Source organism: Kiritimatiellaceae bacterium, assembly GCA_013141415.1.
In the GTDB taxonomy this organism is placed as follows: Bacteria; Verrucomicrobiota; Kiritimatiellia; order Kiritimatiellales; family Tichowtungiaceae; genus Tichowtungia.
Map to the genome: position 1 here is coordinate 33,529 of JABFQY010000006.1, position 13,582 is coordinate 47,110.

The 13,582-nt window shown below is 52.3% G+C and carries 12 protein-coding genes and 1 pseudogene; 6 read left to right on the plus strand and 7 right to left on the minus strand.

Going from position 1 to position 13,582, the window contains the following annotated elements; translation table 11 throughout:
* Positions 1-67: 67 nt before the first annotated feature.
* Positions 68-1,075 carry a DUF21 domain-containing protein gene (locus tag HOO88_08930; GenBank protein ID NOU36877.1) on the minus strand — a complete coding sequence of 336 codons (1,008 nt, stop codon included), beginning with the start codon at positions 1,073-1,075 and terminating at the stop codon, positions 68-70.
* The gene (locus tag HOO88_08935) at positions 1,072-2,346 is read right to left on the minus strand and encodes an HlyC/CorC family transporter (protein ID NOU36878.1); all 1,275 of its coding nucleotides are present in this window, start codon (positions 2,344-2,346) and stop codon (positions 1,072-1,074) included. Before HOO88_08935 ends, HOO88_08930 begins: the two co-directional genes overlap by 4 nt.
* Positions 2,347-2,397: 51 nt before the next feature.
* Between HOO88_08935 and HOO88_08940 the strand changes: the two genes are divergently transcribed.
* On the plus strand, positions 2,398-2,826 hold the full coding sequence (locus HOO88_08940) for a DUF721 domain-containing protein (protein NOU36879.1): 429 nt from the start codon (positions 2,398-2,400) through the stop codon (positions 2,824-2,826).
* Between the two features lie 40 nt (positions 2,827-2,866).
* Here the strand turns inward: HOO88_08940 and HOO88_08945 are convergent, their stop codons facing one another.
* The 5 genes from HOO88_08945 to HOO88_08965 all read right to left on the minus strand — a co-directional run bounded on the left by HOO88_08945 (position 2,867) and on the right by HOO88_08965 (position 8,053).
* On the minus strand, positions 2,867-3,442 hold the full coding sequence (locus HOO88_08945; GenBank protein ID NOU36880.1) for a hypothetical protein: 576 nt from the start codon (positions 3,440-3,442) through the stop codon (positions 2,867-2,869).
* Positions 3,443-3,453: 11 nt separating this feature from the next.
* Entirely contained in the window at positions 3,454-5,577 is a 2,124-nt protein-coding gene (locus HOO88_08950; GenBank protein NOU36881.1) for a polysaccharide biosynthesis tyrosine autokinase, read from the minus strand.
* A 76-nt stretch (positions 5,578-5,653) separates the two neighbouring features.
* On the minus strand, positions 5,654-6,904 hold the full coding sequence (locus HOO88_08955; protein ID NOU36882.1) for an outer membrane beta-barrel protein: 1,251 nt from the start codon (positions 6,902-6,904) through the stop codon (positions 5,654-5,656).
* Between the two features lie 84 nt (positions 6,905-6,988).
* Positions 6,989-7,588: a hypothetical protein gene (locus tag HOO88_08960; GenBank protein NOU36883.1), complete on the minus strand. Its 600-nt coding sequence runs from the start codon at positions 7,586-7,588 to the stop codon at positions 6,989-6,991.
* 27 nt (positions 7,589-7,615) lie between these two features.
* On the minus strand, positions 7,616-8,053 hold the full coding sequence (locus tag HOO88_08965) for a hypothetical protein (GenBank protein NOU36884.1): 438 nt from the start codon (positions 8,051-8,053) through the stop codon (positions 7,616-7,618).
* A gap of 110 nt (positions 8,054-8,163) precedes the next feature.
* On the opposite strand from HOO88_08965, the gene HOO88_08970 reads away from it, so the two are divergent.
* The 5 genes and pseudogenes from HOO88_08970 to HOO88_08990 all read left to right on the plus strand — a co-directional run bounded on the left by HOO88_08970 (position 8,164) and on the right by HOO88_08990 (position 13,540).
* A complete protein-coding gene (locus HOO88_08970; GenBank protein ID NOU36885.1) occupies positions 8,164-9,114 on the plus strand; it encodes a ribonuclease HIII in 951 nt (316 codons plus the stop codon).
* Between the two features lie 193 nt (positions 9,115-9,307).
* Complete coding sequence (gene dnaK, locus HOO88_08975) at positions 9,308-11,236, plus strand: molecular chaperone DnaK (protein NOU36886.1); 1,929 nt, start codon at positions 9,308-9,310, stop codon at positions 11,234-11,236.
* Positions 11,237-11,315: 79 nt separating this feature from the next.
* Positions 11,316-11,603, plus strand: coding sequence for a co-chaperone GroES (gene groES / locus HOO88_08980; protein NOU36887.1), 288 nt, complete (start codon positions 11,316-11,318; stop codon positions 11,601-11,603).
* A gap of 22 nt (positions 11,604-11,625) precedes the next feature.
* Positions 11,626-13,263, plus strand: a complete 1,638-nt coding sequence (groL, locus tag HOO88_08985) for a chaperonin GroEL (protein NOU36888.1) — start codon at positions 11,626-11,628, stop codon at positions 13,261-13,263.
* Positions 13,264-13,360: 97 nt separating this feature from the next.
* Positions 13,361-13,540: pseudogene (locus HOO88_08990) on the plus strand (DNA-directed RNA polymerase subunit omega).
* Positions 13,541-13,582 lie beyond the last annotated feature (42 nt).

The following is a 13,582-nucleotide window of genomic DNA, read 5'->3' on the forward strand; positions in this document are numbered from 1 at the left end:
GAGGCCGCTAGATATAGCACGGCTCGATACGTTCCGCAACTCCGTCCCATCGGGTTTTCGTAAATAATCAGACATCCCGAACAATGTAGCGGGCAATGTCGCGGATATGTAAGAGCCCGACCACCCGAACGGAACGATCCACGACCACCGCCGTCTGTTCGCCGCGTTTCCGGAGCAGCCGGAAAGCGCGGGTCAGCGGCATGTCGGATGTCACGCGAACGGTTTTGTGCAACAGCGGTTTGACCGGATCGTCGGGACTCAGCGCCGGATCCATCAGGTCGAACAGATTGATAAACCCGGTGACAATGCGGGCCGGACCATGATGAACCGCCACCTGATCCACATCGCGGGTACGCATTAGATCGAGCACCTGCCGAACAGATGCTTTTTCTGAAACCTGCGCCATACTCGCCGCCGGTTTCATGACCTGCTGAGCCAATGTCCGGTGCATGGCAACAAGGTTGTCGATCATGCCATGCTGGTGGTCACTTAATGCGGCACGACGCGTGTCTTCAGAAAAATATTCGCGAAGACCCTGAAGAGAAAGTGAGAAACCATCGAGTTCTTCGCGGCGGCCCCGTCCGCCGGTAAGCAGATTGAACAGCGCTTTCAAAAAACCGGTCAGCGGAAACAAGGCCCATTGCACCAGACGAAGGAAAGCAGAGCAACGGTACATGAGCGTTTCAGCGTGGTGTCTGAAAATATTTTTTGGAATCAGTTCACCGAAAAGAAACAGCGGCAACATGAGCGTAAGCGTTGCGGCGGCTTCCGCATTCCACGGAATGATTCCTAAAAGCAATTCGCCGCGAACCTGCACGCCGCCTGCAATGTAGAGCCGAGTCACTTCACGGGAGATCACATAGTTCGCAATGCTATTGCCAATCAATACGGTAAAAATAAACCGGTGTGCATCGCGCAAGCTGTGCTGCAGGCTACGGGCAGAACGGTCACCCTGCCTCGCACGGGAACGCAACCGGATCCGGTTGAGAAGATAGCCGCCGGTTTCCAGCCCGGAAAAAAGCATCGAGCCAACCAAGGCCGCAGTGATCAAGCAGATGGACAGCCAACCGCTCATGCCTGCACCTCAGGTTCATTCAGACTCAGCAGTACGGTGCCGATCCGGCGGTGATGCATCGTCTCCACAGTCAATTGCAGGTTCCGCACGGAAACAGAGTCTCCCGGACAAGGCATACGACCCAGCAGTGAAATGATGAAGCCGCCGAGCGTATCGAACGCCAGAGTGTCCTTTTCCTGACCGGGAATAAATCCGGTAAAGAGTTCGCGCCAGGCCCGGATGGGCAACTGTCCGTCCAGACGGTATGTTACTTCATCCAATCTTTGGATTTCTGTCACCGATTCAGGTTCGAAATCGCCGACCACTTCAGCCAGAAGGTCCTCAATCGTAACCACGCCTGCCAGTCCTCCATATTCGTCAACCACCGCCGCCATCTGCCAGTCATGGGTCATGAAGTCGCTTAGCAGCGCGTCGGCCCGCTTGGTTTCGGGAACAAAAACAAGCGGATGAATAAATGATTCCAGTGAGTCCGTCTGTCCCCTATCCATATACAGATCCCGAATACTGACATATCCCAGCGGGTCATCATCCTTGTCGCGATAGATCAGCACATGGCTGTATTCGTTCCGGCGAGCCTCCTCAAGCAGTTCGCGGCGGTCCGCATCAAGCGGTTTGCGCAATACTTTCACGCGGGGAACCATAACTTCCCGCACGCGGACATCCGGCAGATTGACGATGTCTTCGAGAATTTCTTTTTCGTGTGAACCGAATCCCGGCTCATGCTGAACGGCATCCAGCAGCTCCTTAAGCTCGCCCGGTGTAAGATAATTTTTCACACCTGCGGCTATGCCGTCGTGCAGACCAAAACGTTCAAGCAACCAGCGGATAAAAAGACGGAACGGGCGGGTAAAATAAAACCAGCCCCGCAAAGGCGCAGCGGTCAGATGAAGAACACCGGACGGATGAGTGATGCCGACGGTTTTCGGAATGATCTCTCCAAACAAAATAACCGCCAGCAAAACCAGTGCGCCGCCAAACGCTTCAAACCACCCGCCCCGGTTTTCTGCCAGCCGTCCGACGGCTTCCGCTCCGGTACAGAAGAACAAAACATTAACAACCAGATTTCCGAATAGAATGGCTGTCAGCAACCCTGAAGGATCTTTGTGAAGCACTGTCAGCAGCTCGTCGATCCTCCGGTGTTCCCGGAGGCGGCGGGCTGCCTCAGGAGACAGTGAAAAAAGTGCGGTTTCAGAACATGAGAAAAAGGCTGACAGCGCCAGAAGCACCGGCATCAACATCAGGGAAAACATATATTCGTGAATTGAATTCAAGGTGCGCCGTATCCTTTTTGTGTGCTACAGTTTGCCGGTTTCAAAACCTTTATGCAAACAACGATCACCATGAAGCAGCCAAACGACAACCAACTGAAGTGGGAACTGACCCGGGAACGTTTTCATATTGAAGACCGGTTCCCTCCGCCGCAACGGCATCCGGAAAAGTGTATCGGCGATATCCTGTCGGGAATTCTTCGAATAGAAAAAGATGAAGCAGAGGTTGCGTTGCTGCCGGAAATTATTACCGAACGCTGGCCTGTGATTGTCGGCGATCAGCTCGCAAAACACGTCAGTCCATCTCATATAAAAGGCGGGTTTTTATACCTGAACGCAGACCACCCGGGCTGGCTGGCCGAGTTGCGCCGCTTGCCGAAGGCACAACTGCTTAAGAAAATTGCGGCCATTCCGGAACTACAGGAAATTAAAGATATTCGCTTTCAACTCGATCCGGCCATCCGAAGCCCCAAGCGGAAGTAAAATTCCCGCGAAATGACCAGCGGACTTTCGAAAAGTTTTCTTAAAACATGGAGCGATGGACGTTAATCCGGTCGCCGGCTTCTATGGGAATATCCTTCTCAGGATGTTTCTCTATATCCATCGCATTGGCTTTGATTATTTTCCCATTGCGGGTGATCGTGATGTTCTTTTCATTGGCATATTCTGTATATCCGCTGGCTGCTGCAATGGCCTGCAACAAAGTAATCCGGCGGTTCAGAGGATATTCACGAGGGCTGCGAACCTCTCCGTCCATATAATAGGATTTCGCCGAAGTCATCACGTTTACCGTAATTGAACGGTAAATCTGTCCATCGGTGTAAATGCGCTGAATTTTACGTTCCAGCTCCGAAGTTGTCAGCCCTCCGGCTTTCACAGGCTCATCGACAAAGGGAATTGAAATGCTCCCTTTCTCATCGATAACTGTATCAATCAGCTTCTCCTCGGGGATGCCAAGCAACCTGATTTGAAGCGGGTCAAGCGAGCGCAGCTGATATCCAGCCACCTCTCCATCGGCTCCCGGTATCACTGGACGACTGGTGCATCCGGTAAAAACAAATATCATCAACAAGGCAAAAAATAGTCCTAACTGTCTCATCCTTACTCCTTTTACGCCTGACCTTGTGCTCCCTGAGAAACGACCGGATTCGCTTCCTGCGAGCGGTAATAATCATAGTTCGAATAATACGAGTGGTAATAATAGTAGTAATCGTCGCGCATGATATTGATGTTATTCAACACCACACCGACCTGCGGAACGCCAAGCGTATCCAGCATTTGTTTGGCGCGGATGATCAAGTCGCGAGGATATTTGCGATATTGCACGACCAGTAATACACCGTCCATTTCCTTGGCAATAACCGCCGAGTCGCTGATACCAACCAGCGGCGGCGTGTCGAAGACGATTACGTCATATTTCAGTTTCAAACTGTGCACCAGTTCGCTGATACGTTTTGGATCCAGCACGCCGAGTGAAGTGCGCGGCAGACGCCCGCTAGGCAGAAAATGAAGATTCGGAACGCTGGTTGTTTTGATGGTTTCTTCAACCGGAACGTCGCGCAACAGCACATTGGTTAAACCGAAGCGGTTAGAGACACCGAGAATGGTATGCTGCACAGGCCGACGCAAGTCAGCGTCCACCAAAAGAACTTTTTCACCTTGCTGCGCACAGACATAGGCCAGATTGAAAGCCGTGGTCGACTTTCCTTCGCCAGCGCCCCCGCTCAGCACCGCAAAGGCACCGCGGCTCGGCCCGGAGTCGGTAAAGGCCATGTTGGTACGCAACACCCGGTATCCTTCTGCATGTTCGCTGTCCGGCCCTTCTTCGATCAATGGACGCACCTTTTGCGGAATCAGCCCCAGCACGGGAAGCTCAATCCAACGCTCAACATCGTCCGCCGTTTTAATTGATGTATCGAGATATTCAATAAAGTAAGCCAGACCGATACCGGAACCCAGACCGATAAAAATACTTAACAGCACATTCATAATAAGATTCGGACTGACCGGGCGGGTTGATTCTTCAGCCGAATCAACAATTTCAACCGGTGTGCGGGGAACCTTCAGCGTGATTCCCTCCTGAGCAATGCGTGATTTGAGCGCAGTCATAATGGACCGCTGAATGTCGAACTCCTGCTGGGCTTTGTTGAAAGGCACAAACTTATCCCGCTGAGAGTCCTGATCACTCGACTTAACGCCGCGCAACTCTTCTTCCAATGCTTCAAATTTCGATTTGGCGACAATGTACTGCGCCTGAGTTCCTTTTTTAATTCCCCCCAGCGCACGCTGTAGTTTTACTATCAGTTCGTCACGGGCTGCCTGCGTCTTTTTCACCTCGGGATAATTGGCCCCGTAGGTTTCAAGCATCGAGGTCAGTGCTACATCATAGTCCTTGATCTGGGAGCGCATGGCTTCAACAAAAGGATCCTGTGTAAGATAGGCAGACGCTGTCCGCAGATCTTCATCGCTCATGGCATCCAGCTGCTCAAAGCGGGCCTTTGCCACCAGCATTTCAACGCGGGCGGCAATACGATCACCTTCCAGTTGCTGTAAACGAAGTTTTTCGACGCTGTTTTCACTTTGCCCGGCGTAGGATCCGGGCAGAACAGTAATATCAAGTTCCTGACGGAGCTGTTCAACGCGCTGCTGAGCCAAATCAACTTTTTCCTGCTGCTTCTCGAGCTCGCGCGAAAGAGCGTCCATTGCGCGCGTCATTTCTTTGTATTTGAGATCCAGACGAATGTCCCGATAGACATCAGCCAGCTCATTGGCAATCCGTGCGGCCTCTTTCGGATCCTGACGTTTAGCCGTTAGAGAAATCAGGTTCGTATCGCGATACTGGCTCACATCCAGACTCGAAAGGAGGATTTTATAAGCCAGCTCCTTCTGAATTTTTTCGCCGTTCTTCCCCCAGATTTCCTGCAGGTTAAGCCGGTTGATTACTTCATAAAGAATCGGTTTTGACTGAATAATTTCAAACTGCGTGCGGAGAAAATAGGGATCATATCCTCTCGCGCCACTCATCGCCGGATTGAAAGGATCGATGTCAACGCTGTCATTATTAACCTGAATGCGGGACTGCGCGGCATAAATTTTCGGCAGAGTGAATGTGTAGGCTGTCCCGGTAATCACCACCAGGAAAAGGACAGCCAGAACAATCTCCTTACGGGAACGGATGACCCGCCAGTAATCCAGAAAATGCAATGCGGTTTCTTTCTTCTGATTTTCACTCATTAGTAAGCCCTCTTTTAAATAATGATGGTGAGGCGGCTAACCTCACCATAGTTTGGAATCTCCATCAGGCAGATTTCTAATTCAGTTCAACGCGCCAACCGACATCCATTCTGTTTTCAGTCCAGTCGCCGTCGGCATCGCTGCTTTTCTCACTGTGCTTCACACCTGCTTCAAGGAAATGCATCCGGTTCAACTTATAGGTCAGGCGGAGTTCCGCATCCATGCGATCCTCGGTTTTTTCTGCCTTACTGCCAGTCGTATTATCCTGTGCATCATACTTTGTATTTGCAAAACGAACCGTGGCTTTCGCCATCAACTTGGCAGTGAGATCGTGTTGTGCTCCGAAAGCTAATTCCGTCGTATCCTGCCCGCCATACCCAGTATCATCAGATGCTTTATGACTGAGAGCCAAATCACCCGTCAGCCGCGTTCTAGGTGATGGACTGTAAACCAATCCCATTCTCAGTATCGGGTTCAGCTGAGAATTGTTGTCGACTTTGTTCGTTACAAAAGTCGACGAGTTTGTCGGATTCCCGAACCCCGATATTGAATCAGAGAAGTTTGGTGTAACATTGGCCACACCAACCTCCACACTCCCCTGCCACTGCTGGTTAAAGGTGTGATTCAGTCCGACAGATATATCTGTTTGATCATAAGACGCGCTGTCACCCAGATATGTAACGGAATTGGTATAAATGCCATTGGTAACACTCGTAGAATTTTTCGGGCGATTGTCATAGGTGACGTTGCTCTGACGCAGATTAAGGGTCGCATAGGTGCGTTGCGGACTAAGCTCCCGGCTCCACGATGCCCCGGCTCCGACGGTTGTCGTATCGTTCTCATTAATTGCCTCGTCGTGCCGCAGAATGTCATGACTCAACGATCCGCTTAGCCGGTCTTTTCCGGTCAGCACATAGTCAGCAGAGCCTTCGATTCTGTTATTAAAATAATTGTAGCGTGCGTTCTTGTCGGATTGATGCACATCACTCCCGGATTTTTCACCGCTGCGATAGTATTCGGAAAGACGTAATAGCAAACGCGGGGAAACAGAGTGATTCAGCATCATATACAGATTGGGATAAAAATCGCTTCCGCTGCTATCATCCAGAAGTGTGAGCTGTGATTTAACCATCACATCCGTGCGATCTGACAGCGCCGCACGAAACGAAAGATCGATGATATCCGTTACAAACGATCCAGCCTCTTTAGTAGAAGTGGAACGATATAGATTATCGCTATAACCAACCCGCACGGTATTAACCACTTTGAACGGACGTTCACCCGCCGCGAATATCTGCCCCGCAATAAGCCCGATCAGAACCGGCATCCAAACTTTTCCTCTGCTCATATGGCCCTTTCCGACAAATGGTTCACTAAAATAAGCACAAATTAACTCTATCAGACCGGTTTACTAAATTGGCGTGGCCGGAGAGCTGATGACTTCACCACCTGTTAAACTTCCCCAGGTAAACGGATTGTCGGGATCAATTACGATTTGCGTCGTTGGTGTGTCAATCGGGTAGCTCCCGCCGCCGAGCTCTTTATTTCCACCGCCCAAAGAATCACCGCCACTACCACCCATATCCGCACCTCCGCTGGCAGCCCCGTCTCCACCGCCGGTCATCAGCATTTCGACCGCGGCGACAGTAACTGCTGTCAGCGACTCATAGCTGGCGAACGCATTACTGTTATTGATAGCGGCCTTGCTCGCCGCGAGATTTTCGGTCCCGCCAGCCATCATCACAGCCACGATCGCATAGCGAATGGCCGACTCATTTCCGGTGGCTGCGGCTTCATTTAAAATGGCAATCAACTGCTGCTGAATAACGGCCGGATCGGTGTTGTTGGCGTAAACTGCCCGTGCCGCCGTCAGAACCGCCTGACCGACCGCCGGAGCACCCTGCGATCCCGCCGCAAGTGCTTGCAATCCAAGATCAGCAAACGCCGACGATGTCAAAAGTCCAATGACTGCGATAAGAGCAAAAAACAAACTGGTTGCATTTCTTTTCATTTCCGAATCTCCTTTTGATCCGCCGGACTATCTCTTGAAAAACTTCCTGACCTCCGGAAGATTTCCTTCCGCTGTACATCGGACAAACCCGTTCCAAATAGGGTTTAAATCTATATCATTCAACAGACAGTAGTCAACCCACGTTTCTGCTTCTAACGGTTTTTTAATACGGCCATTTACAACTTCTGCCTCGCCTGAAAACAGTAGCATGGACTGTCCAACGGCTCTTGCCAAATCTTCTCTCGTAACCGCTTTGTTCGGATCCACCAGATCAAACAATGAAAAGGATACCCCCTTGCCGTTTAAAAACATTGCACATCGTTCCAGTGGAGCATCCCGTTTCACGTAATTCCCGAAATAACCTTTTGCCAGAAGAACCGCCATATCCGCGAAATTCGGCGCAACGGCTCCCGCAATGCCAGCGGTAAAAAGAAGTAAGACCAGAATGTATCTCGCGGTTCTCATATTAAACTGTACCAAAGTTATCGTATTTTCATTTTTTTATCAATCTGAAAACGCAACTCCGCCATTTTGCGCTCCCATTAAATCAAAATTCTGTTAATAACCTCCGGCAGATGAAACAAAACTCCTTCACTATTAAACTCACCGATGAACAGCAGGAAAAACTGGCCGCCCTGCTCCGCGCACCGCACTATACCCCCGTTGAGGTTCCTCACACGCAAATTGCCGTAAACACAGGAACCTGCTGCGTAAATCTCTACAACTCCGGAAAATGTCTCGTTCAGGGCAAAGGTGCCGAAGAGTGGATCACCTTCACCCTTGAACCTGAAGTGCTCGGCGAAGCCCGCCTTGGTTATGACGCAATCCACGACCCTGAAAGTGTTCAGCCTCACATGGGCGTTGACGAGAGCGGCAAAGGCGATTTTTTCGGCCCTATGGTGATCGCCTCGGTTTACACCGATGCCAAAAGCGTTGAAATCCTCAAGGAGCTTGGCGCACGCGACAGTAAAAAAATCACCAGCGACCGCGTTGCCCTGCAACTCGCTTCCGATATCCGGAAAAAGCTCGACGGCAAATACGCCGTCGTCGCCATCGGCCCCGAAGCCTACAACCGCATGTACGCCAAAATCGGCAATGTGAATAAGCTCCTCGCCTGGGGCCACGCCCGCGCCATCGAAAACCTGCTCGAAAAAGTGCCCGACTGCCCGCGCGCCCTTTCCGATAAATTTGCATCGACCGTCCTGATTGAGCGCGCGCTGATGGAAAAAGGTAAAAAAATTAAAATGGATCAGCGCACCAAAGCGGAGTCCGATCCCGCCGTTGCCGCCGCCTCCATTCTGGCCCGCGCCGGATTTTTGATGGCACTGCGCAAAATGGAAAAAGATTTCGGCATTGAAACCGTACCGAAAGGCTGCTCCGCTAAAGTTAAGCAGATTGCGGCTGAACTGATCGCCAACAAAGGCCCCGGCATTCTGCTGAAAACCTGTAAATGCCATTTCAGGACGACGGAAGAAGTGCTTGGCATGAACGGGTATAAACTCAGCGATCTGCCTGCCGCCAGTTAGCGCAACTGCGACAGTTTGGCGCTAACAATCCGGCAGATGGGACAAAGCGGTCGAATAAATTCCTGACTGACCCTTTGCGATGTTATTCTCAAAACGCTAATAGCCAACAACTAATAACCAAAAACTTCTCCTCGGCACACTGTCTGCTTTAACCTGAGACGGATTTCGAATGTAAACTGAAAGGATCAAAACTATGACAACTGCATCAAAAGTTTTAGGAATCGACCTCGGAACGACTAATTCCTGTATGGCGATTATGGAAGGTGGCGAACCCACCGTTATTCCAAACGCTGAAGGCGGGCGGACAACCCCGTCGGTCGTGGCATTCACCAAGGACGGCGATCGGCTCGTCGGTCAGGCGGCAAAACGCCAGGCCGTTACCAACCCGAAGAACACCATCTTTTCGGTGAAGCGTTTCATGGGCCGAAATTACGCGGAAGTCGCCCACGAAATCGAACTGGTGCCCTATCAAGTCGTCAAAGCTTCCAACGGCGACGCGCACATTAAGATTGGCGACAAGACCTACGCGCCGCCGGAAATCTCCGCGATGATTCTTCAGAAAATGAAGACCGACGCGGAAGCTTACCTCGGCGAAAAAATTACGCAGGCGGTTATCACCGTTCCGGCTTACTTCAACGACCGTCAGCGGCAGGCCACCAAAGACGCCGGCAAGATTGCCGGGCTCGAAGTGCTGCGTATCGTCAATGAACCGACCGCCGCCTCGCTGGCGTACGGCCTCGACAAAAAGCATGACGAAAAAATCGCCATCTACGACCTCGGCGGCGGAACGTTCGATATTTCCGTGCTTGATATCGGCGACGGCGTGTTCGAAGTGGCCGCCACCAATGGCGACGGACACCTTGGCGGCGACGACTTCGACCAGAAAGTCATGGATTGGCTGGTTCAGGAATTTAAAAAAGAACAAGGAGTCGATCTTTCCAAAGATCCGATGGCTCAGCAGCGCCTCAAAGAAGCGGCGGAAAAGGCCAAGTGCGAACTTTCCAGTTCGAACTCCACCGACATTAATCTGCCGTTTATCACGGCGGACGCCAGCGGCCCGAAGCATCTGAACGTCACTCTTTCCCGGGCCAAACTGGAGCAGCTGGTGGACGATCTGATCGCCCGCGCCGAAGGCCCGGTCAAAACCTGTATGCAGGACGCCAAACTGACCAACAGCCAGATCGACGAAGTGATTCTGGTCGGCGGTTCGACCCGTATGCCGAAGGTACAGAGTTCGGTGAAAGCGCTCTTCGGCGGCAAAGAACCGCATAAAGGCGTGAACCCGGACGAAGTCGTCGCGGTCGGCGCGGCGATTCAGGGCGGCATTATGAAGGGCGAAGTGAAAGATGTGCTTCTGCTCGACGTCACTCCGCTAACGCTCGGTATTGAAACGCTCGGCGGCGTACGCACTCCGCTGATCGAACGCAATACCACCATCCCGACCAAGAAGAGCGAAATTTTCTCAACGGCCGCTGACAGCCAGCCTGCCGTGGATATTCATGTTCTTCAGGGCGAACGCAAGATGGCGAAGGACAACAAGACTCTCGGCCATTTCCAGCTCGACGGTATTCCGTCGGCACCGCGCGGCGTGCCGCAGATTGAAGTAACGTTCGATATCGACGCCAACGGCATTCTGAATGTGAAGGCCAAAGACCTCGGCACCGGCAAGGAACAGCACATCACCATCACCTCTTCGAGCGGCTTGTCCAAAGACGAGGTCGAAAAGATGATGAAGGATGCGGAAATGCACGCGGCTGAAGACGAAAAGGCCAAGGAACGTGTTGATCTGCGCAATCAGGCCGACGGCACGGTTTTCCAGACGGAAAAATTCCTGAAGGAAAACGGCGATAAGATTTCCGCCGACAACAAAGCTGCTGTTGAAGCGGCGATTGAGCCGGTCAAGGAAGCGCTCAAGAGCGACAACGACGAGCAGATCAAGTCGACCATGGAAAAACTGAACGAAGCCATGCAGGCAGCGGCCACGGAAATGTATTCCAAGGCGCAGTCCGAAGCGCAGACCCAGCAACAACAGCCGGGCGGCGAACAGCCCAAAGGCGAAAAACAGGCGGATGGCGATGTGATCGACGCCGACTACAAGATGGACGACGACAAGAAGAAGTAATCTCAGATGTTAATTGTATGCGGCGACGCGTCCTGCGCCGCCGCAAAAAAACTGAAACCAAACAAGGAGGAGTGCATCCATGAACATTAAACCGTTAGGTGACCGCGTATTGGTCGAGCCGATTAAAGAATCCGAAATGAAAAAAGGCGGTATCATTATTCCTGACACCGCTAAAGAGCGTCCACAGGAAGGCAAAGTGATTGCGCTGGGAACCGGCAAGCTGGACGACAACGGCAAAGTCATTCCCTTCAACGTGAAAAAAGGCGACACCGTGCTCATGCCGAAATACGGCGGAACGGAAGTCAAGATGGGCGGCAAGGAATACCAGATCATGCGCGAAGAAGATATTCTCGCTGTGATCGGCTAACTAAAAACTTATAAGGAGAAGCATAATGGCTAAACAGATGAAATTCGATGTAGAAGCCCGCGACGCAATGCTCAAAGGCGTAGAAAAGCTGAGCCGCGCGGTTAAAGTCACCCTCGGACCGAAAGGCCGCAACGTAATTCTCGACAAGAAATACGGCTCACCGACCGTCACCAAAGACGGCGTGTCCGTCGCTAAAGAAATCGAACTGGATGATCCCTTTGAAAACATGGGCGCACAGATGGTTCGTGAAGTTGCCAGCAAGACCAGCGACATCGCCGGTGACGGCACCACCACCGCGACCGTTCTGGCCGAAGCGATCTATCGCGAAGGTCTGAAGAACGTCACCGCCGGTGCCAATCCGATGAGCCTGAAACGCGGTATCGACAAAGCCGCCGAAGCTCTGGTCGAAGCTCTCGCCAAGATGAGCAAGAAGACAAAATCCACCGAAGAACTCGCTCAGGTCGGAACGATTTCCGCCAACGGCGACACCGCAATCGGCAAGATCATTGCCGACGCAATGGCTAAAGTCGGCGAAGACGGCCCGATCACCCTCGAAGAATCCAAGTCGATGGAAACCAGCCTCGAAGTCAAAGAAGGTATGCTCTTCGATAAGGGTTACCTCTCGCCTTACTTCGTGACCAACGCGGAAGCGATGGAAGCGGAACTGGAAGATCCTTACATTCTGTTGTTCGAGAAAAAGATTTCGAACCTGCAGGACATGCTCCCGCTTCTCCAGAGCGTAGCCAAGAGCAGCAAGCCGTTGATGATTATCGCGGAAGATATCGAAGGCGAAGCGCTGGCGACTTTGGTCGTCAACAAACTGCGCGGAACCCTGAACGTCTGCGCCGTCAAGGCTCCAGGCTTCGGCGACCGCCGCAAAGCGATGATGGAAGATATCGCCATCCTGACCGCCGGTAAGTTCATTACCGAAGACCTCGGCATCAAGCTCGAAAGCGTCACGCTGGCTGACCTCGGCCGCGCCAAACGCGTAACCGTCAGCAAAGATGAAACGGTTATCGTGGACGGCGCCGGCAAGAAAGTGGACATCAACGCCCGCGTTGACCAGATCAAGCGTCAGATCGAAGAAACCACGTCGGACTACGATCGCGAAAAACTGCAGGAACGTCAGGCGAAGCTGGCTGGCGGCGTAGCCGTCATCAACATCGGCGCGGCGACCGAATCTGAAATGAAGGAAAAGAAAGCCCGCGTTGAAGATGCTCTGCATGCAACCCGCGCAGCTGCCAAAGAAGGTATTGTGCCGGGCGGCGGTGTGGCGCTCATTCGCGCTCAGAAGGCTCTCGACAGCCTGAAACTCGAAGGCGACGAAGCCATTGGTGCCCAGATTGTCCGTAAAGCCTGCGAAGCCCCGCTCCGCCAGCTGGTGGACAACGCCGGCATCGAAGGTGCCATCGTCGTGCAGGAAGTCAAAAAAGCCAAAGGCAACAACGGCTACAACGTCGCCACCGGCGAATATGTAGACATGATCGCCGCCGGCATCATTGACCCGACCAAGGTGACCCGCTCTGCCCTGCAGAACGCGGCCAGCATCGCGGGCCTGCTGTTGACGACCGAATGTATGATCACCGACCTGCCGGAAAAGAACAAACCGGCTATGCCTGATATGGGCGGTATGGGCGGCGGCATGGGCGGCATGATGTAAGTCGCTGATAAATGCCAAATTGCCGTTTGACGGCGGAAAGCGGGGCGTGTACATTACGCCCCGCTTTTTAGTTTCCAATGAGAGGATTGAACGCACTATGAACTTCGAATATCTGAGCAAAGCAGAAGAAAAAATCGGCAGCATCCCGACACTGGTGAATCTGGTTTCCTACCGTACCCGCCAGCTCATCCGCGGTGAACGTCCGATGGTCAAGCGCGACTTCCCGGAGCAGGACTATCACGATGTCGTTCTCAAAGAAATTGTCGAAGGCAAGCTGACTGTTGAAATGGGCGTTCAGCCCGTTGATATGAGCTCCTCC

Coding starts and splice junctions, on each gene's coding strand:
- HOO88_08930 (NOU36877.1), bottom strand. CDS start 1,075: ATGAGCGGTTGGCTGTCCATCTGCTTGATCACTGCGGCCTTGGTTGGC.
- HOO88_08940 (NOU36879.1), top strand. CDS start 2,398: ATGCAAACAACGATCACCATGAAGCAGCCAAACGACAACCAACTGAAG.
- HOO88_08945 (NOU36880.1), bottom strand. CDS start 3,442: ATGAGACAGTTAGGACTATTTTTTGCCTTGTTGATGATATTTGTTTTT.
- HOO88_08950 (NOU36881.1), bottom strand. CDS start 5,577: ATGAGTGAAAATCAGAAGAAAGAAACCGCATTGCATTTTCTGGATTAC.
- HOO88_08955 (NOU36882.1), bottom strand. CDS start 6,904: ATGCCGGTTCTGATCGGGCTTATTGCGGGGCAGATATTCGCGGCGGGT.
- HOO88_08960 (NOU36883.1), bottom strand. CDS start 7,588: ATGAAAAGAAATGCAACCAGTTTGTTTTTTGCTCTTATCGCAGTCATT.
- HOO88_08965 (NOU36884.1), bottom strand. CDS start 8,053: ATGAGAACCGCGAGATACATTCTGGTCTTACTTCTTTTTACCGCTGGC.
- HOO88_08970 (NOU36885.1), top strand. CDS start 8,164: ATGAAACAAAACTCCTTCACTATTAAACTCACCGATGAACAGCAGGAA.
- dnaK (NOU36886.1), top strand. CDS start 9,308: ATGACAACTGCATCAAAAGTTTTAGGAATCGACCTCGGAACGACTAAT.
- groES (NOU36887.1), top strand. CDS start 11,316: ATGAACATTAAACCGTTAGGTGACCGCGTATTGGTCGAGCCGATTAAA.